The organism is Comamonas sp. FG99 (assembly GCF_057808605.1).
The window spans coordinates 1-17,653 of sequence record NZ_JBMDII010000001.1 but is presented as its reverse complement, the minus strand read 5'-3'; the positions used below and the strand labels follow the sequence as shown (position 1 = coordinate 17,653).

The 17,653-nt window shown below is 67.9% G+C and carries 15 protein-coding genes and 1 pseudogene; 4 read left to right on the top strand and 12 right to left on the bottom strand.

Going from position 1 to position 17,653, the window contains the following annotated elements; genetic code table 11:
* The first annotated feature begins 17 nt into the window (after positions 1–17).
* Positions 18–2,132: a 3-hydroxyacyl-CoA dehydrogenase NAD-binding domain-containing protein gene (locus ACODRX_RS00080; protein ID WP_488868777.1), complete on the top strand. Its 2,115-nt coding sequence runs from the start codon at positions 18–20 to the stop codon at positions 2,130–2,132.
* Between the two features lie 30 nt (positions 2,133–2,162).
* On the opposite strand, the gene accD is transcribed toward ACODRX_RS00080, so the two are convergent.
* The 6 genes from accD to ACODRX_RS00050 all read right to left on the bottom strand — a co-directional run bounded on the left by accD (position 2,163) and on the right by ACODRX_RS00050 (position 8,524).
* Positions 2,163–3,035 carry an acetyl-CoA carboxylase, carboxyltransferase subunit beta gene (accD, locus tag ACODRX_RS00075; protein WP_488868775.1) on the bottom strand — a complete coding sequence of 291 codons (873 nt, stop codon included), beginning with the start codon at positions 3,033–3,035 and terminating at the stop codon, positions 2,163–2,165.
* A 65-nt stretch (positions 3,036–3,100) separates the two neighbouring features.
* Positions 3,101–3,910: a tryptophan synthase subunit alpha gene (trpA, locus tag ACODRX_RS00070; protein ID WP_488868773.1), complete on the bottom strand. Its 810-nt coding sequence runs from the start codon at positions 3,908–3,910 to the stop codon at positions 3,101–3,103.
* The gene (gene trpB / locus ACODRX_RS00065) at positions 3,907–5,187 is read right to left on the bottom strand and encodes a tryptophan synthase subunit beta (RefSeq protein WP_488868771.1); all 1,281 of its coding nucleotides are present in this window, start codon (positions 5,185–5,187) and stop codon (positions 3,907–3,909) included. The genes trpA and trpB overlap by 4 nt, the downstream gene beginning before the upstream one ends.
* 6 nt (positions 5,188–5,193) lie before the next feature.
* Positions 5,194–5,895, bottom strand: a complete 702-nt coding sequence (locus ACODRX_RS00060; RefSeq protein WP_488868769.1) for a phosphoribosylanthranilate isomerase — start codon at positions 5,893–5,895, stop codon at positions 5,194–5,196.
* Entirely contained in the window at positions 5,892–6,722 is an 831-nt protein-coding gene (truA, locus tag ACODRX_RS00055) for a tRNA pseudouridine(38-40) synthase TruA (protein WP_488868767.1), read from the bottom strand. The genes ACODRX_RS00060 and truA overlap by 4 nt, the downstream gene beginning before the upstream one ends.
* Positions 6,723–6,745: 23 nt before the next feature.
* The gene (locus tag ACODRX_RS00050; RefSeq protein WP_488868765.1) at positions 6,746–8,524 is read right to left on the bottom strand and encodes a type IV pilus assembly protein FimV; all 1,779 of its coding nucleotides are present in this window, start codon (positions 8,522–8,524) and stop codon (positions 6,746–6,748) included.
* 238 nt (positions 8,525–8,762) lie between these two features.
* Between ACODRX_RS00050 and ACODRX_RS00045 the strand changes: the two are divergent.
* Together ACODRX_RS00045 and hpaR are read left to right on the top strand one after the other, a co-directional pair.
* A pseudogene (locus tag ACODRX_RS00045) lies at positions 8,763–8,954 on the top strand (aldehyde dehydrogenase family protein); the annotation flags it as partial.
* Between the two features lie 200 nt (positions 8,955–9,154).
* Positions 9,155–9,604: a homoprotocatechuate degradation operon regulator HpaR gene (hpaR, locus tag ACODRX_RS00040; RefSeq protein WP_488868763.1), complete on the top strand. Its 450-nt coding sequence runs from the start codon at positions 9,155–9,157 to the stop codon at positions 9,602–9,604.
* Between the two features lie 23 nt (positions 9,605–9,627).
* Here the strand turns inward: hpaR and asd are convergent, their stop codons facing one another.
* The gene (gene asd / locus ACODRX_RS00035; RefSeq protein WP_488868761.1) at positions 9,628–10,752 is read right to left on the bottom strand and encodes an aspartate-semialdehyde dehydrogenase; all 1,125 of its coding nucleotides are present in this window, start codon (positions 10,750–10,752) and stop codon (positions 9,628–9,630) included.
* 31 nt (positions 10,753–10,783) lie between these two features.
* Here asd and ACODRX_RS00030 point away from each other — a divergent pair, with 31 nt between their 5' ends.
* The gene (locus tag ACODRX_RS00030) at positions 10,784–11,074 is read left to right on the top strand and encodes a hypothetical protein (RefSeq protein WP_488868759.1); all 291 of its coding nucleotides are present in this window, start codon (positions 10,784–10,786) and stop codon (positions 11,072–11,074) included.
* Between the two features lie 28 nt (positions 11,075–11,102).
* Here ACODRX_RS00030 and leuB read toward each other — a convergent pair whose 3' ends face one another.
* The 5 genes from leuB to ACODRX_RS00005 form a co-directional block, all read right to left on the bottom strand.
* Positions 11,103–12,170 carry a 3-isopropylmalate dehydrogenase gene (leuB, locus tag ACODRX_RS00025; RefSeq protein WP_488868757.1) on the bottom strand — a complete coding sequence of 356 codons (1,068 nt, stop codon included), beginning with the start codon at positions 12,168–12,170 and terminating at the stop codon, positions 11,103–11,105.
* A 111-nt stretch (positions 12,171–12,281) separates the two neighbouring features.
* Positions 12,282–12,935, bottom strand: a complete 654-nt coding sequence (leuD, locus tag ACODRX_RS00020; protein ID WP_488868755.1) for a 3-isopropylmalate dehydratase small subunit — start codon at positions 12,933–12,935, stop codon at positions 12,282–12,284.
* A 14-nt stretch (positions 12,936–12,949) separates the two neighbouring features.
* On the bottom strand, positions 12,950–14,374 hold the full coding sequence (gene leuC, locus ACODRX_RS00015; RefSeq protein ID WP_488868753.1) for a 3-isopropylmalate dehydratase large subunit: 1,425 nt from the start codon (positions 14,372–14,374) through the stop codon (positions 12,950–12,952).
* 43 nt (positions 14,375–14,417) lie between these two features.
* A complete protein-coding gene (locus ACODRX_RS00010; RefSeq protein ID WP_488868751.1) occupies positions 14,418–15,374 on the bottom strand; it encodes a LysR substrate-binding domain-containing protein in 957 nt (318 codons plus the stop codon).
* Positions 15,375–15,495: 121 nt separating this feature from the next.
* Positions 15,496–17,394: an ATP-binding cassette domain-containing protein gene (locus ACODRX_RS00005; RefSeq protein ID WP_488868749.1), complete on the bottom strand. Its 1,899-nt coding sequence runs from the start codon at positions 17,392–17,394 to the stop codon at positions 15,496–15,498.
* Between the last annotated feature and the right edge of the window lie 259 nt (positions 17,395–17,653).

Here is a 17,653-nt window from a genome sequence, read left to right as displayed (position 1 = left end):
TGACGGACCAATTTCCCTTGACGCTGCAAGAGGGCGGAATTGCGCTCATCCGCCTGGGCCCCCAATCCGTCCATGCGGACACAGTCTGCCCGCCGCAGTTCGAAGCGCTGATTGCCGCGCTTCAGGCCGCTGCCGAGCGGGTTGACGTGCGGGGCATGTTGGTGCACGCGAGCGGCCCAGCCTGGTTGCCCGAAGCGGGCGCGCAGGCCTGGCTCGATTTGTGCCATCAGGGTTGCGCCGACGATGGTGTCAATGTCATAGCTGCCGTGCTGCAGAGTCGCTCCAGCCTGTTGCGCGTGGTGGAGCGCCTGCCCAAGCCCATAGCCATCGTCATCGAAGGCGCGTGCATGGACTTGTGCCTGGAGTTTGCACTGGCTTGCCACGCGCGCTGGGCCGTGCCGGGCGCGCGGCTGGGTTTGCCGCTGGTCAAGCGCGGCCTGCCGCCTAGCGCGGGCGCCACGCAGCGCCTGCCTCGCCTTGGGGGTATTCCTGCCGTGCTGAAGGGCTTGTTAGCGGGCGATGCTTGGGAGGCGGACGCTGCCCGGAGGATAGGACTGCTGAACGGCGTGCAACCTCTGGAGAAGGCGCTGCAAGATGCGCGCGAGTGGCTCCTGGTTCACCCGCAGACCCAGGCACCATGGGATACCAAAGGCTACCGCCTGCCCGGCGGTGCGGGCGCGATGGCGGCGCACGGGGGGCGCAGCTTCACCGACAACATCGCCTGCCTGCGCAAGCCCAGCGACACCCAGCCCGCGCCGCTGGCCCTGCTCTCGGCCGTCTACGAAGGCACGCAACTGCCCATAGACGCGGCGCTGAAAGTAGAGGCGCAATGCGCCGCCCAGGCGCTGGCCGAGCCGGCCACGGCCAATCAGATCCGCTCCCAGTGGCTGCACCAGGCCCAGGCGCGGCAACTGGTGCGCCGCCCGGCGAGTGTGCCCGAGCAGCCCGTGCGCAAGTTGGGTGTGCTGGGTTCGGGCCTGATGGGCGCAGGTATTGCCCAGGTGGCCGCAGCGGCGGGCATCGACGTGGTCATGGTGGATACCAGCGCTGAGCGTGCTCAGGCTGCGCACGGCAAGATCGCCGCCGTCCTGGCGCGCAGCCATGGCGAGTGCGCCGCGGCCATCGCCCAGCGCATCGAACCCACGGCCGACCTGCAGCGCTTGCAGGGCTGCGAATTCGTCATTGAGGCCGTGTTCGAGGACCGTACCGTCAAGGCCGATTTGATGACCCGGGCCGCCCCCATGTTGAACGAGCGGCCAGCGCACTTTGTCTGGGCCAGCAACACGTCCACGCTGCCGATCAATGGCTTGGCATCCGCGTGGGCCGTGCCGCAGCAGGTCATCGGCATGCACTTCTTCTCGCCAGTTCCTCGCATGCCTTTGCTGGAGATCATTCTGGGCGCGCGTACCGACCAGGCTACCATCGCCCGTACGCTGGATCTGGCCGCCCGCTTGGGTAAGACCCCCATCCTGGTCAATGACAGCCCGGGCTTCTATACCAGTCGCATTTTCTGCGCCTATATCGACGAAGGCATGGCCATGCTGGCTGAGGGCGTAAACCCCGCGCTCATCGAGAACGCCGCACGGCAGGCGGGTTTCGCAACGTCGCCGCTGGCGGTGACCGACGAAGTTTCGCTGGACCTGCAGGCCCTGGTCATCGATCAGGCGCGCAAAGACGGACTGGAGGAAAAATTCCTGCGCCCGCTGGCTCAGCCTGTGGTGGAGCGCATGAATCAACTCCAGCGTCTGGGCCGCAAGAGCGGCGCGGGGTTCTACGATTATCCCGAGTCGGGGAAGCGCTTGTGGCCGGGGCTGGCACAGCAGTTCCCGCGAAGCAGCGAGCAACCGGATCTCGATACCATCATCGCGCGCCTGCTCTGCATCGAGGCGATCGAGTCCGCCCGCTGCCTGGAAGAAGGCGTGCTGGCCTCGGCGGCCGATGGAGACCTGGGGGCGCTGCTGGGCCTGGGCTTCCCGGCATGGACGGGAGGCACTTTTTGTTACATGGACACGTTGGGCTGCCCGGCATTTGTCGGGCGCTGCGATGCGCTCGCCGAGCGGTTCGGCCAGCGCTTTCGCCCCTCAGCGTGGCTTCGAGAACGCGCGGTACGCGGGCTGCGATTCCATCCATAAGGATGGAGCGAGGGTCGATGGAACTGGCGCTCAGGCCACCGCATCCGCCGGCAGGCGCTGCAGCATGGCCAGGCAGCTGGCCACGGTGTCGCGCAGTTCGCGGCGGTCGCAGATGAAGTCCACCGCGCCCTTGCTCTGCAGGAATTCGGCGCGCTGGAAGCCCTCGGGCAGCTTGACGCGCACGGTGTTCTCGATCACGCGCGGGCCGGCAAAGCCGATCAGCGCCTTGGGCTCGGCGATCACCACGTCGCCCATGAAGGCGAAGCCGGCCGAGACGCCGCCCATGGTGGGGTCGGTCAGCACGCTGATGTAGGGCAGCCCCTTCTTGGACAGGCGGGTGAGCGCAGCATTGGTCTTGGCCATCTGCATCAGCGACAGCAGGCCCTCTTGCATGCGCGCGCCGCCGGTGGCGGTGAAGCAGACGAAGGGCACCTTCTGCTCGATCGCGGTCTCGACGCCGCGCACGAAGCGCTCGCCCACCACCGAGCCCATGGAGCCGCCCATGAATTCGAATTCGAAGCAGGCCGCCACGAGGTTGACGCTCTTGACCGCGCCGCCCATGACGACCAGCGCATCGGTCTCGCCGGTATTCTCCAGCGCCTCCTTCAGGCGCTCGGGGTATTTGCGGCTGTCCTTGAACTTGAGCGCGTCCACCGGCAGCACTTCCTGGCCGATCTCGTAGCGGCCTTCGGCGTCGAGGAACTGGTCCAGCCGCATGCGCGCGGACACGCGGTGGTGGTGGCCGCACTTGGGGCAGACGCTCAGGTTGTGCTCCAGGTCGGTCTTGTACAGCACCGATTCGCAGCTGGGGCATTTGATCCACAGCCCTTCGGGGATCTGGCGGCGCTCCGCGGGATCGGTGGGCTGGATCTTGGCGGGCAGGAGTTTTTCGAGCCAGGACATGGTTGGTTTTTTCCTTTCCGGGTACCGCGCGGCGCCATGGGTGATCGGCGCCGCGCGGGCTCGCATTATGCGTCAAGCGCCTTGCGGATGCCGCGCAGGAAGTCGGCCGTGACCGGCACCACCTTCTCATGCGGCTGGTTTTCGATGAGCTGGATGATACGGCTGCCGATGACCACCGCATCGGCGACGCGGCCGATGGCCTGCGCGGTCTGCGCGTCGCGGATGCCGAAGCCCACGCCGACGGGGATCTTCACATGCTCGCGGATGCGGGGCAGCATCTCCTCGACCGCCGCGGTGTCCAGCGTGCCGGCGCCGGTCACGCCCTTGAGCGAGACGTAGTACACATAGCCGCTGGCGATGCGTGCCACCTGCTGCATGCGCAGGGGCGTGGAGGTGGGGGCGAGCAGGAAGATCAGGTCGATGCCATGGGCGCGCAGCTCGGCGGCGAACTGCTCGCATTCCTCGGGCGGGTAGTCCACCACCAGCACGCCGTCCACGCCGGCCTCGGCCGCGTCGCGCACGAAGGCGCCCGCGCCGTGCAGCTGGTCGTAGCGCTCCACCGGGTTGGCGTAGCCCATCAGCACCACGGGCGTGTGCTCGTTCTTCTTGCGGAATTCGTGCACATGGGCGAGCACCTGCTTCATGCCGATGCCCAGCGACAGCGCTTTTTCGCCGGCGCGCTGGATGACGATGCCGTCGGCCATCGGGTCGGAGAAGGGCACGCCCAGCTCGATCACGTCGGCGCCGGCCTCGACCATGCCGTGCATCAGCGCCGGCGTGATGTCGGCGAACGGAAAGCCCGCAGTCACATACGGAATCAGCGCCTTGCGGCCGGATTGCTGCAGTTGTTCGAAAGTGGCTTGTATTCGGCTCATTTGGCTTGCGCCCCTTTCACGCTCACGCCGCGGGCGGAGGGCTGGGTGTAGAAGTCGACGCCGGAGAGGTCGGCCACGGTGCCGATGTCCTTGTCGCCCCGGCCCGACAGGCACACGAGGATGGACTGGTCGGCGCGCATGGTCTTGGCCAGCTTCATCGCATGGGCGACGGCATGGCTGGATTCGAGCGCGGGGATGATGCCCTCGGCGCGGCACAGGTAGTGGAAGGCGTCGAGCGCCTCGGCGTCGGTGATGCCCACGTACTGCGCGCGGCCGATCTCCTGCAGCCAGGCGTGCTCGGGGCCGACGCCGGGGTAGTCCAGGCCGGCGCTGATGCTGTGCGTCTCGGTGATCTGGCCGTTCTCGTCTTGCAGGATGAAGGTGCGGTTGCCGTGCAGCACGCCCGATGAGCCGCGCTGCAGGCTGGCCGAGTGCTTGCCGCTGTCCAGGCCCTCGCCGGCGGCCTCCACGCCGATCAGCCGCGTGTTCTCGTAGGGAATGTAGGGGTGGAAGATGCCCATGGCGTTGCTGCCGCCGCCCACGCAGGCGACGACCGCGTCGGGCTGCTCGGCCGCCGTAGCTGTGGCAGCGGGCTGGGCCTTCAGCAGCTCGGGCATCTGCGTGAGGCATTCATTGCCGATCACGCTCTGGAAGTCGCGCACCATCGCCGGGTAGGGGTGCGGGCCGGCCACGGTGCCGATGATGTAGAAAGTGTTGTCCACATTGGCGACCCAGTCGCGCATGGCCTCGTTCAGCGCGTCCTTGAGCGTGCGGCTGCCGGATTCGACCGGCACCACGGTGGCGCCCAGCAGCTTCATGCGGTAGACGTTGGGGCTTTGGCGCTTGATGTCCTCGCTGCCCATGTAGACCACGCACTCCAGCCCGTAGCGGGCGCAGATGGTGGCCGTGGCCACGCCGTGCTGGCCGGCGCCGGTCTCGGCGATGATGCGCGGCTTGCCCATGCGCTTGGCGAGCATGGCCTGGCCGATCACGTTGTTGATCTTGTGCGCGCCGGTGTGGTTCAGGTCTTCGCGCTTGAGGTAGATCTGCGCGCCGCCCATCTCGCGCGACATGCGCGCCGCGTGGTAGACCGGCGAGGGCCGGCCCACGTAGTGCGCCAGCTCGTAGCGGAATTCGGCGAGGAACTCGGGGTCGTGCTGGTAGCGCGCATAGGCCTCGCGCAGCTCGGTCAGCGCGTGGGTCAGCGTCTCGCTGGCGAAGCTGCCGCCATAGGGGCCGAAATGGCCGGCGGCATCGGGTTGCTGGTAGTCAAACATGCGAAATCATTTCCTGGCAAGTGGCTCGTCGGCCGCGCGCACGGCGGCCACGAAGCGGTGGATCTTGTCGGCGTCCTTGATGCCCTTGACGGGCTGCCCATCGGGGCCAGTCATCTCGACGCCGGAGCTGATGTCAACCGCGAGCGAGAGCGCCCGCGGCCGCACCTGCAAGATGCCATCGGTCACGTTTGCAGGCGTGAGTCCACCAGACAAAACGAGGTGAGAGCTGACGCTTGTTGGCAGAAGTGACCAATTGAATGCCTTGCCGCCGCCGCCATAGCCTTCGACATGGGCGTCGAGCAGGATGGCCTGGGCGCGAGAGTAACGATGGGCGTATTCTACGAGGTCGAAGCGCGCTGCTCCGTCGCCCAGGGGAATGCGCGCCGCGCGCAGGAAAGGGCGCTGCCCCTGGCCGGTGGCGGCCAGGCAGTCCTCGGGCGTTTCATCTCCATGAAATTGCACGATGGAGCCCGGTATGCCAGCGCAGGCGGCCATGATTTTTGCAGGCGCTTCGTTGACGAAGAGCAGCACCGGCGTGACGAAGGGCGGCAGGCGCCGGGCCAGCGCGGCGGCGCGCGCCGGCGTGAGCGCGCGCGGGCTCCGGGCGTACAGCACGAAGCCGATCGCGTCGGCACCGGCCTGCACCGCGGCGTCCACGTCCTGTTCGCGGGTCAGCCCGCAGATCTTGATTCGGGTGCGGTGGGTCATGGTGCGGATCCTGCCAGCCAGTCGAAGGAAACCGCCTGCGTGGGCAGGCCCCAGCTGGCGTCGTATTGCGGCCCGAGGAAGTACAGCCCGTCGGGCGCGAAGGTGGGCGCGGCCGTCTCGCGGCTTCTCGCCTCCAGCACCTGCTGCATCCAGGCCACGGGCTTGGCGCCCTGGCCGATCATGATGAGGCAGCCCATGATGTTGCGGATCATGTGGTGCAGGAAGGCATTGCCCTCGAACTCGAAGCGCCAGTAGCACGAAGGCACGCCATCGCGCGCCGGGCTCGCGCGCGGCGTGCCGTGGCTGATGGCTATGCGGTGCAGCGTCTTGACCGGCGTCTTGGCCTGGCAGCCGGCGGCGCGGAACGAGCTGAAATCGTGCTCGCCCAGCAGCATGGCGGCGGCGGCCCGCATGGCCGCGAGATCGAGCGGCTGGAACACCCAGCCCACGCGCCCGGCCTCGATGCTGGGGCGCACCGGCGACTGCAGCAGCACATAGGCATAGCGGCGCGACACGGCGCAGGCACGCGAGTGAAAGGCATCGGGCACCTGCCGCGCCCATTGCACCGCGATGGCCGGCGGCAGGAAGGCGTTGGTGCCGCGCACCCAGGAGCTTTCGGCGCGCTGCAGCTCGGTGTCGAAGTGCGCCACCTGCATCAGCCCGTGCACGCCGGCATCGGTGCGCCCGGCGCAGACGGTGGAGACGGCACAAGTGGCGAAGCGGCCCAGGGCCGCTTCGAGTTGGTCTTGGACGGTGTTGCCGGAAGGCTGGCTCTGCCAGCCCTGCAACGCCTGCCCGTTGTAGGAAATCCCCAGTGCTACGCGCATCCGGCCATCATACCGCGCCGGGATCAGCGTATGTCGGCGAGCAGCTTCTGCGCGGCAGCGCTGAGCGCGGCGCTGCTGGATGCGGCCAGCACCTCGTGGGCCAGCGCGCGGGCGCCCTCGGCATCGCCGATGGCCAGGAATTCCTGGGCCAGCGCAAGCTTGGTGGCGAGCGCAGCGCCGTCGTCCAATGCCTGTTCGATTTCTTCATTCGGCCCCGCATGGCCGGGCAGCTCCAGCGCCAGGCCGCTGAGGTCGAATTCCAGGCCCTGCGGGGATGGCGCAGCGCCGTAGGCCGGCGGCAGGGGCGCGGTGGTGCTGAGCGCGTCGAAGCCGCCGAGCTCGAAATCCAGCGTGGGCGCTGGCTCGCTCGGCCTGGCCTGGGCCGAAAGGGGTAGTGCAGTGGCCAGCGGCGGCTCGAAGTCGCCTGCAGGGGCGCCATCGCAGTTGCTATTGCCATCGCCAGCGCCGAGCGGCGTGGCATGGGCCTTGCGGCGCTGGTAGGCGCGCCAGCCGAGCAGGCCCAGCAGCAGCGCGGCCAGGCCGCCGCCAGCGGGCAGCAGCAGCGGGTGGCCAAGCCGCTCGGCGGCCGTGCCGGTTTCGGCCGCCGGGGCTGGTGCCGCGACTGGCGCCTCGACTGGCAGGGGCGGCCTGGGCGCGGCCGCTGCGGCGGGCGCATGGGCATCCGGCCGGGGCGTCTCGGCGGCAGCCGCTGCTGCGGGCAGGGATGCCGGCTCGGTGGCGGTTGCCGCCTGCTTGAGCTGGTCCAGCTCGGCGATGTTGCGCTCCAGCTCGGAGCTGCGGCTGGCGGCGGCCTGGGCCGTTTCGGCCGCGGCGATGCGGGCCTCGGCGGACTGCGGGTCCGCAGCCTCGATGGAGCCCTTGGTCAGCGTGAGCCGGTCGGGCCGGGCGGCGGGGGCCTGGTGGTCGGCCACGGCGACTTGCACCTTGCCGCCGGCCGCGCGCGCATCGCCACCGGCCTGCCTGGCGGCGGCCCTGCCGGCGAGCTGGCGGCGGTATTCGTTGAAGTCGCGGCTTTGCACGGCCACCATCTGGCGGGCCTGGCGCGGGGCGACGGCCAGTGCCTCGGCCGCGCTGGGCAGGTGCAGCACCGCGCCGGCCTTCAGGCGGTTGACGTTGCCGTTGACAAAGGCCTGGGGGTTGGCCTGCAGCAGCGCGATCAGCATCTGGTCCAGCGACACGCCCACCGCCTGGTGTGCGGCCGCGATGCGCCCGGCGGTGTCGCCGCGGCGCACCTGGATCGCTGGCGCGCTGGCGGGCGCCGCTGTGGCAGCGGGCACTGAAGCGGGGGCTGGGGCTGATGTCTGGGCTGGTGTCTGGGCGGTTGCCGGGGCGGTTGCTGGGGCGGGCGCGGGATTTTGCAGCTGGGGCGGGTCCAGCAGCAGGGTGTAGCTGCGCACCAGCTGGCCGGCATTCCAGCTGGCGTCGATGACCAGGTCCACAAAGGCATCGTTCACCGGCTGACGGGTGCTGAGCACGATGGCGGCTGTGCCGCCCGCGCGCTGCTGCAGGCGCATCTGCACGCTGGCGGCCGTGCCGCTGTACTCCACACCCTGGGCGCGGAACACGCCGGCCGCTGCGGGCCTGACCTGCAGCGAGGCGGCCTCGGCCGGCGAGAGGTCGAGCAGCTCGATCTCGGCGCGCAGCGGCTCGCCCAGCGCGGATTGGACCGTGATCCTGCCCAGCGCGAGCGCGGCTGCCTCGTCGGTATGCAGGCCCAGCGCAGCCGTGGTGGCCGCCGCCAGCGCCGCAAGCCGCCAGCGCCGCAAGCTGGCCCGGGGCATGGCCGGAGCCGCCGGAATGGTTCTTGCCTTTGTCCTTGCCACGACGCCCGTCCCTCTCATCCAATGATTTTTAGTGCGGGCACGTTATCAGCAAAGGAGGGCGGTGACAAGCCGGGCCGCCGAGCGCGGGCGCACGGGGATGCGCCGCCTCCGGCGGCGAGGCCGCAGTCAATGCCGCCGTGCAGGCCGCCAAGGATGCCTTCCCGGCATGCGCGGGGCTGGCAGCGACAGAGCGCGCCAGGCGGATGCCATCCGCATCGCCAACGACATCGCCTGTGGCCTGTCGAGCTATGTGTGGACCGAGAACATTGGCCGGGCCCACCGCGTGGCGGCATCCATGGAAGCAGGCATGTGCCTCGTCAACAGCCAGAACGTGCGCAACTTGCGCCAGCCGTTTGGCGGCACCAAGGCCTCGGGCACGGGCCGCGATCACACATGTTCCATCCATCTACCTGAGCGAGCTGGACGGCTCGCGCAAGGGCACGAGCAAGGGCACGCGCCAGAACGGTGTGGTGGAGGAAACCGGCCTGGCGCACAGGTGCGCGGTAGCCCCTCAACGGCAGAGAAGCGGCAGGTCTGCCTACAATTTTTGCCATGACAGAATCCAGACCCCCCGCTGCGTCCGAATCCATGCGTTCTTTTTCTCGTTCCTTGCCCATGGCGCTGCTCAAGGCGCGGGAGTCGGTCATGGTGCGCTTTCGGCCCATGCTGCGGGCGCATGGCCTGACCGAGCAGCAGTGGCGGGTCTTGCGTGCCATGTCGGCGGCCGAGCGCAGCTTGCGGCCCATGGAGATGGCGCAGATGACCTTCATCAGCATGCCCAGCCTGTCGCGCCTGCTCAAGACGCTGGAGGTCAGGGAGCTGATCCACCGAGGGCGTCTTGCCGATGATTTGCGCGGCGCGGCATTCGGCCTCACCGAGGCCGGCCGCAGGATCGTGGCCGAGATCGCGCCGCACTCGGAGTCGACCTATGCGCAGATCGAGAGCCTGGTTGGCGCGGCCGAGGTGGAGCAGCTGTACCGGGTGCTGGAGCAAGTGGTGCAGCGCCTCGGCGTGCCGTCGGAGACGGACTTCGAGTAGCTGCAGCGCGCGTCAGCGCCGAGTCATGCGCCCAGCAGGATGCGCAGCATGCGGCGCAGCGGCTCGGCCGCGCCCCACAGCAGCTGGTCGCCGATCACGAAGGCGGACACGTACTCGGGGCCCATGTTGAGCTTGCGCACGCGGCCCACGGCCACCTCCAGGCCGCCGGTGATGGCGGCGGGCGTGAGTTCCTTGACGGTGAGGGCGCGCTCGTTGGCAACGAACTTGACCCAGGGATTGCCGCCCTTGATCAGCGCCTCGATCTCGGCCAGCGGCAGGTCCTGCTTGAGCTTGAGCGTGAGCGCCAGGCTGTGGCAGCGCATGGCGCCGATGCGCACGCACAGGCCATCGACGGGGATGGTGGCCTCGGTGCCCAGGATCTTGTTGACCTCGGCCTGGCCCTTCCATTCTTCCTTGGACTGGCCGTTGTCCAGCTGCGCGTCGATCCAGGGGATCAGGCCGCCGGCCAGCGGCGCGCCGAAGAATTCGGTGGGCACGTCCTCGCGGATGGTGGCGGCCACCTTGCGGTCGATCTCCAGGATGGCGGATGCCGGCGTGGCCAGCTCTTCGGCCACCGCGGCGTGCACCACGCCCATGCCCTTGAGCAGCTCGCGCATGTGGTTGGCGCCGCCGCCCGATGCGGCCTGGTAGGTCATGGACGAGACCCATTCCACCAGGCCGGCCTTGAACAGGCCGCCCAGGCCCATCAGCAGGATGGAGTTGGTGCAGTTGCCGCCGATCCAGTTCTTGCCGCCGGCCGCGAGCTTTTGCCGGATCAGGCCTTCGTTGACCGGATCGAGCACGATGACCGCATCGCCTTCCATGCGCAGCGACGAGGCGGCGTCGATCCAGTGGCCATTCCAGCCGGCGGCGCGGATCTTGGGGAAGACTTCCTTGGTGTAGTCGCCGCCCTGGCAGGTGATGACGATGTCGCACTTGGCGAGCTCGGCGATGTCGTTCGCATCCTTGAGCTGGGTGTGCAGCTTGGCCATCGCGGGGGCCTTGCCGCCGGCGTTGGAGGTGGAGAAGAACACCGGCTCGATCAGCTCGAAATCGCCTTCGGCCTGCATGCGGTCCATCAGGACGGAGCCGACCATGCCGCGCCAGCCGACCAGGCCTACCAGTTGCTTCTCTTGTGGCTTACTCATGTGAATGCCCTTTCAGTTTTGAAAACAGTGCTTGGATCGACTGCTTCGCCCGGCTCGTCTGGGCCGGATCAAGGGCGCGCGACGAACCAGGCTGGGTCAGCCGGTAATCGTCGTAATTTTGGCGATGATGGCGCGCACCGCCGGGCCGGCTTCAATAGCAGGCAGCGCGTTCGGCAAGGAGTGCGGGCGGGGCGCGGACATCATGCGGGCCATTGTAGTGGCAACGGGCGCCGCGGTGGCGAAAAACCGTGGCGCCCGTGGTCTGAAAAACAACGAATTGCAGCGAAAAAAAGCCGCCTACTGGATGAATAGGCGATTTTGAAGTTGTATTTTCGTCGATTCGACGAAGTTTACAGTGCGGCAACCACCGCGTCGCCCATCTGCACGGTGGACACCTTGGTCGTGCCTTCGCTGTAGATGTCGGCGGTGCGCAGGCCCTGGGCCAGCACCTTCTGCACCGCGGCCTCGATCTTCTGCGCGGCGGCTTCCTGGTTCAGCGAGAAGCGCAGCATCATCGCGGCCGAGAGGATGGTGGCCAGCGGGTTGGCGATACCCTTGCCGGCGATGTCGGGCGCCGAGCCGTGGCTGGGCTCGTACAGGCCCTGCTTCTTGTCGTTGAGCGAGGCCGAGGGCAGCATGCCGATGGAGCCGGTGAGCATCGAGGCCTCGTCGGAGAGGATGTCGCCGAACATATTGCCGGTGACCACCACGTCGAAGCGCTTGGGCTCCTTGACCAGCTGCATCGCGGCGTTGTCCACGTACATGTGGTCAAGCTGCACGTCGGGGTATTGCTGGCCCACTTCGGTGACCACGTCCTTCCACAGCTGGAAGGTTTCGAGCACGTTGGCCTTGTCCACGCTGGTCACGCGCTTGCCGCGTTTTTGCGCGGCCTGGAAGGCGACATGGGCGATGCGCTCGATCTCGGGGCGGGTGTAGCGCATGGTGTCGAAGGCTTCCTCGGCGCCGGGGAAGTGGCCGTCGGTGGCCACGCGGCGGCCGCGCGGCTGGCCGAAGTAGATGTCGCCGGTGAGCTCGCGGATGATGAGGATATCCAGGCCCGCGACCAGCTCGGGCTTGAGGCTGGAGGCGTGGGTCAGCTCCTGGTAGCAGATGGCGGGGCGGAAATTGGCGAACAGGCCCAGGGCCTTGCGCAGGCCGAGGATGGCCTGTTCGGGGCGCAGCGCGCGCTCCAGCGTGTCGTACTTCCAGTCGCCGACCGCGCCGAACAGGATGGCGTCGGATGCCTGGGCCAGCTTGAGCGTGCTCTCGGGCAGCGGGTGGCCGGCGGCCTCGTAGGCGGCGCCGCCCACGGGCGCGCTGTCCATGGCGATGCCGAGATTGAGCTTGTCGAGCACCTTGATGGCTTCCGCAACGATTTCGGGGCCGATGCCGTCGCCGGGCAGAACTGCAATTTTCATGAGTGTTTCCTGGTTGATTTGATAGCTGTCAGCGCTTTGTACAAGCTGTTTTTAGATAGAAAACTATCTGAAACTGTTATGTATCAAGCGCTGGAAGCTCACTTTTTTGAATCAGATCTGGGTCAGGCTGTGCGCCAGCCAGGGCTTGGTGGCCAGGCGCTTGGCTTCGTAGGCGCGGATCTTGTCTGCCTGGCGCAGCGTGAGGCCGATGTCGTCGAAGCCGTTGAGCAGGCAGTACTTGCGGAAGGCGATGACGTCGAACGGGATCTCTTCTCCCTGCGGGCGCACGATCACCTGGCGCTCCAGATCGATCGTCAGCTCGTAGCCGGGGAAGGCGAAGACTTCGTTGAACAGCTGGTCCACCGTGGCCTCGGGCAGCGCGATGGGCAGCAGGCCGTTCTTGAAGCAGTTGTTGAAGAAGATGTCGGCAAAGCTGGGGGCGATGACGGCGCGAAAGCCGTACTGGTCCAGCGCCCAGGGCGCATGCTCGCGGCTGGAGCCGCAGCCGAAGTTCTTGCGCGCGATCAGGATGGAGGCGCCCTGGTAGCGCGGCTGGTTCAGCACGAAGTCGGGGTTGGGCTTGCGCTCGGATTCGGGCACGCCGGGCTCGCCCTTGTCCAGGTAGCGCCATTCGTCGAACAGGTTGGGGCCGAAGCCGGTCTTCTTGATCGACTTGAGGAACTGCTTGGGGATGATGGCGTCGGTGTCGACGTTCTCGCGGTCCATCGGTGCCACGAGGCCCTTGTGCACGGTGAATTGTTGCATGGCGTCTGCCTCCCTTAGGCGAATTTGCGGATATCGACGAAGTGGCCGTGGATGGCGGCGGCCGCGGCCATCGCCGGGCTGACCAGGTGGGTGCGCCCACCGGCGCCCTGGCGGCCTTCGAAGTTGCGGTTGCTGGTGGAGGCGCAGCGCTCGCCGGGCTCCAGGCGGTCGGCGTTCATCGCCAGGCACATGGAGCAGCCGGGCTCGCGCCATTCGAAGCCGGCGGCCTTGAAGATGGTGTCCAGCCCCTCGCGCTCGGCCTGCTCCTTGACGATGCCCGAGCCGGGCACGACCATGGCCAGCTTGACGTTGCGGGCCACCTTCTGGCCCAGCTTCTTGACCACGGCGGCGGCCTCGCGCATGTCCTCGATGCGGCTGTTGGTGCACGAGCCGATGAAGACCTTGTCCACGAAGATGTCGTTGATGGGCTTGCCGGGCTCGAGGTTCATGTAGGTCAGCGCGCGCTCGATGGCGCCACGCTTGTTCGGGTCCTTTTCCTTGTCGGGATCGGGCACGGTGCCGTCCACGCCCAGCACCATCTCGGGGCTGGTGCCCCAGGTGACCTGGGGCAGGATGTCTTCGGCGCGCAGCGTGACCACCGCGTCGAACTTGGCGTCGGCGTCGGAGTGCAGCGTCTTCCAGTACTGCACCGCCTGCTCCCATTCGACGCCGGTGGGCGCCAGCGGGCGGCCCTTGACGTAGGCGATGGTCTTGTCGTCCACCGCCACCAGCCCGGCGCGGGCGCCGGCCTCGATGGCCATGTTGCACACCGTCATGCGGCCTTCGACGGACAGCTCGCGGATCGCGGAGCCGGCGAACTCGATGGTGTAGCCGGTGCCGCCGGCGGTGCCGATCTTGCCGATGATGGCGAGCACGATGTCCTTGGCGGTCACGCCGGGCGCGACCTTGCCGTCCACCTTGACCAGCATGTTCTTGGCCTTCTTGGCCAGCAGGGTCTGCGTGGCCATCACGTGCTCGACCTCGCTGGTGCCGATGCCGTGCGCCAGCGCGCCGAAAGCGCCGTGCGTGGAGGTGTGGCTGTCGCCGCAGACCACGGTCATGCCAGGCAGGGTCGCGCCCTGCTCGGGGCCCATCACGTGCACGATGCCCTGGCCCTTGTCCATGAAGGGGAAGAAGGCGGCCGAGCCGAATTCGGCGATGTTGCTGTTGAGCGTGGTGATCTGCTCCTTGCTGATCGGGTCTGCGATGCCGTCGTAGCCGCGCTCCCAGCCGGTGGTGGGCGTGTTGTGGTCGGCCGTGGCCACCACCGAGCTGATGCGCCACAGCTTGCGGCCGGCCATGCGCAGGCCCTCGAAGGCCTGCGGGCTGGTCACCTCGTGCACCAGGTGGCGGTCGATGTAGAGGATGGCGGTGCCGTCCTCTTCGGTGTGGACGACATGTTCGTCCCAGATCTTGTCGTACAGCGTGCGTCCGGTCATCGTGGTTCTCTTTCGTCAAACAAGGGGTGGGGGGCTGCGCCGCTCAGTGGGCTGCGGCAGCGGATGTGGAAAGCTCGGCATGGTGGCGGCACAGGTGCTCCACCAGCAGGCGCGCGGTCACCGGCAGGGTGTCGAAGTCGCGCGCGATCAGCCTCAGCTCGCGCTGGGCCCAGGCGTCGGTGAGCGGGATGCCGCGCAGGTTGCCCACGCCGTGCATCAGCGCGAAGGCGCGGTCCGGCACCAGGCCGATGCCCAGGCCGTTGTCGATCATGCGGCACATGGCGTCGAGGCTGGTGACCTGGATGCGCTGGCGCAGCGGCCGGTGCAGCAGGCCCGAGGCAGTGCGCATGGCCTGGCTGATGCTGCTGCCCGACTGCAGGCCGACGATGTCCCACTCCAGCGCCTCCTCGAAGCTGATCGCGTCGCGGCCGGACAGCGCATGGCCCAGCGGCACGACCAGCATCAGGCGGTCGCTGCGGTAGGGGCGGGCCTGCAGCTCCAGCTCGCCCGGCTCACGGGCGCCGAGGTTGCAGATGCCCAGGTCGGTCGTGCCTTCCTGCACCGCCTGGATCACGGCGGCGCTCAGGTGCTCCTGCAGGTCGATCTTGACCTGGCCATGCTGGCGCGCAAAGCTGCCCAGATCCTCGGGCAGGAACTGCACGATGGCCGAGATGTTGGCATGCACGCGCACATGGCCGCGCACGCCATCGGCGTATTCGGACAGCTCGCCCTGCATGCGCTCCAGCCCGAACAGCACATTGCGCGCATGGTGCAGCAGGCTTTCCCCGGCGGGGGTCAGCGTCACGCCGCGGCTGTGGCGGTAGAGCAGGGCGGTGTCCACGGCGGTCTCCAGGTCGGATAGGCGCTTGCTCACGGCCGAGGCCGCGATGAATTCACGCTCCGCCGCGCGGCCGATGCTGCCCAGCTCGCACACGGCCACGAAGAGCTGCAGCGAAGTCAGGTCGATACGGCGCGCAAAACTGCGCTCGGAGCTTTTCATGGTGGGAAGTGTTCTTGTAAATAGAATGCTCCCGCCATTTTATAGAGAAAATCCGGGTTTGCCATCGCCATTGGCGATGACTGCGGTCACCGCGAGCCGTGATTCCCTGGCTGCCGGGCCGCTAGGCCGACAGCGTTTCCCAGCGCATCAGGGCTTCGAGCAGGGCTTCCTCGATCTCGCCGTCGCGCTGGTGCAGCTGCGCCGCGCGCACGCCGTCCTTGGCATAGATGCTGCCGTCGGCCAGCTCGGCCTGGATCGCCTTTTGCTCCGCCTCCAGCGCCTCGATCGCGGCGGGCAGCTGCTCCAGCTCGCGCTGCTCCTTGTAGCTGAGCTTGCGCTTGAGCGGCTTGCCGTCGGCCACCGGCTTGGCGGCCGCGGCCGCAGCTGCCGTGGCGGCGGGCGCCGGCCTGGCGGCGGCCTGCTGCTGCGCGGCGATCTCCTTGGCGCGGCGCGACTGCGTCAGCCAATCCTGCACGCTGCCCTCGTACTCGCGCCAGACGCCATCGCCCTCGGCGGCGATGATGCTGGTGACCACGTTGTCGAGGAAGCTGCGGTCATGGCTCACCAGGAACACCGTGCCCTCGTAGTTCTGCAGCAGCTCCTCCAGCAAGTCCAGCGTGTCGATGTCCAGGTCGTTGGTCGGCTCGTCCAGCACCAGCACATTCGCGGGGCGGGCAAACAGGCGCGCCAGCAGCAGGCGGTTGCGCTCGCCGCCCGACAGCGAGCGCACCGGCGACAGCGCCCGTGCCGGCGAGAACAGAAAATCGTTCAGATAGCTCTTGACATGCTTGCGCTGGCTGCCGATCTCTATCCACTCGCTGCCGGGGCTGATGAAATCCTCCAGCGTGGCATCGAGGTCGATCGCCTCGCGCATCTGGTCGAAATAGGCCACCTGCAGGTTCGCGCCCTGGCGGATGCTGCCGCTGTCGGGCGCGAGCTGCCCCAGGATCAGCTTGAGCAGCGTGGTCTTGCCCGCGCCGTTCGGGCCGATCAGCCCCACCTTGTCGCCGCGCAGGATGGTGGCGCTGAAGTCGCGCACGATGGTCTTGTCGCCAAAGGCCTTGCCCACGTGGCTCAGCTCCGCCACGATCTTGCCTTGGTAGCTGCCCTGCATGCCCGAGGCGATGTCCAGCTTCACGCTGCCCAGCGCCTCGCGCCGGGCCTCGCGGCTGGAGCGCAGCGTCTTCAGGCGCTCAACGCGGCTTTGGCTGCGGGTGCGGCGCGCCTCCACGCCCTTGCGGATCCACACCTCTTCCTGCGCCAGCAGCTTGTCGGCCTTGGCGTTGATCACCGCCTCCTGCGCCAGCTGCTCCTCCTTGTGCTGCACATACTGAGCGAAATTGCCGGGGTAGCTGCGCAGGATGCCGCGGTCCAGCTCCACGATGCGCGTGGCAATGCGGTCCAGGAAGGCTCGGTCGTGGGTGATGGTGACCACGCTGCCCTTGAAGTCCAGCAGCAGATCCTCCAGCCACTCGATCGAATCCAGGTCCAGGTGGTTGGTCGGCTCGTCCAGCAGCAGCACGTCGGGCTGCGACACCAGCGCCTGCGCCAGCGCCACCCGCTTTCGGGTGCCGCCCGACAGCGTGCCGACGATGGCCTGCGCATCCAGGTGCAGGCGCTGCAGCGTCTCTTCCACGCGCTGCTCCCAGTTCCAGGCGTTGTGCGCCTCGATCTGCGACTGCAGCGCATCCAGGTCCTCGCCCTCGGCCGCCGCGAAATAGCGCGCCCGCAGCTCGGTGATGTGCCTGAGCCCCGCCGATGCCGCCTCGAAGATGGAATGGGCCGGATCGAGCGCCGGCTCCTGCGCCACATAGGCCGCGCGCAGCCCGCTCTGGATCTGCAGCTCGCCATCGTCGGGCTTCTCCAGCCCGCCCAGTATCTTGAGCAGCGACGACTTGCCCGCGCCATTGCGGCCAATCAGCCCCACGCGCTCCTGCGCCTCCAGCGCGAACGCTGCATGGTCCAGCAGCGCCACATGGCCGAACGCCAGCTGCGCATCTAATAAGGTAATCAATGCCATAGGACGGGCATTATCCAAGGCGGCGGCTGCCCGCCGCTGGACAGGCTGGCGGCCGTTGCCGAAGTTTTTTGCGAGAACTTGCATGGGCGGCGAAATTCTGTGTAGAATAGCGGTCTTCGCGGCGCAGAACACACAGTGTGATGCGGCTGGGGGGGCGGAAGTGCCGGGGCATTGAGAAGTGCTGGGGTGCGGAAGCGGCGAGATGGTTTGGGTGGTTCGAAAGAATTTCAAAAACTTCTCGCGGGGCACAAAAAGCTGT

What these genes read in the sequence shown, in the direction of transcription:
- accD (WP_488868775.1), bottom strand. Translation starts at nt 3,035, where the DNA reads ATGTCCTGGCTCGAAAAACTCCTGCCCGCCAAGATCCAGCCCACCGAT.
- trpA (WP_488868773.1), bottom strand. Translation starts at nt 3,910, where the DNA reads ATGAGCCGAATACAAGCCACTTTCGAACAACTGCAGCAATCCGGCCGC.
- trpB (WP_488868771.1), bottom strand. Translation starts at nt 5,187, where the DNA reads ATGTTTGACTACCAGCAACCCGATGCCGCCGGCCATTTCGGCCCCTAT.
- ACODRX_RS00060 (WP_488868769.1), bottom strand. Translation starts at nt 5,895, where the DNA reads ATGACCCACCGCACCCGAATCAAGATCTGCGGGCTGACCCGCGAACAG.
- truA (WP_488868767.1), bottom strand. Translation starts at nt 6,722, where the DNA reads ATGCGCGTAGCACTGGGGATTTCCTACAACGGGCAGGCGTTGCAGGGC.
- ACODRX_RS00050 (WP_488868765.1), bottom strand. Translation starts at nt 8,524, where the DNA reads ATGCCCCGGGCCAGCTTGCGGCGCTGGCGGCTTGCGGCGCTGGCGGCG.
- hpaR (WP_488868763.1), top strand. Translation starts at nt 9,155, where the DNA reads ATGCGTTCTTTTTCTCGTTCCTTGCCCATGGCGCTGCTCAAGGCGCGG.
- asd (WP_488868761.1), bottom strand. Translation starts at nt 10,752, where the DNA reads ATGAGTAAGCCACAAGAGAAGCAACTGGTAGGCCTGGTCGGCTGGCGC.
- leuB (WP_488868757.1), bottom strand. Translation starts at nt 12,170, where the DNA reads ATGAAAATTGCAGTTCTGCCCGGCGACGGCATCGGCCCCGAAATCGTT.
- leuD (WP_488868755.1), bottom strand. Translation starts at nt 12,935, where the DNA reads ATGCAACAATTCACCGTGCACAAGGGCCTCGTGGCACCGATGGACCGC.
- leuC (WP_488868753.1), bottom strand. Translation starts at nt 14,374, where the DNA reads ATGACCGGACGCACGCTGTACGACAAGATCTGGGACGAACATGTCGTC.
- ACODRX_RS00010 (WP_488868751.1), bottom strand. Translation starts at nt 15,374, where the DNA reads ATGAAAAGCTCCGAGCGCAGTTTTGCGCGCCGTATCGACCTGACTTCG.
- ACODRX_RS00005 (WP_488868749.1), bottom strand. Translation starts at nt 17,394, where the DNA reads ATGGCATTGATTACCTTATTAGATGCGCAGCTGGCGTTCGGCCATGTG.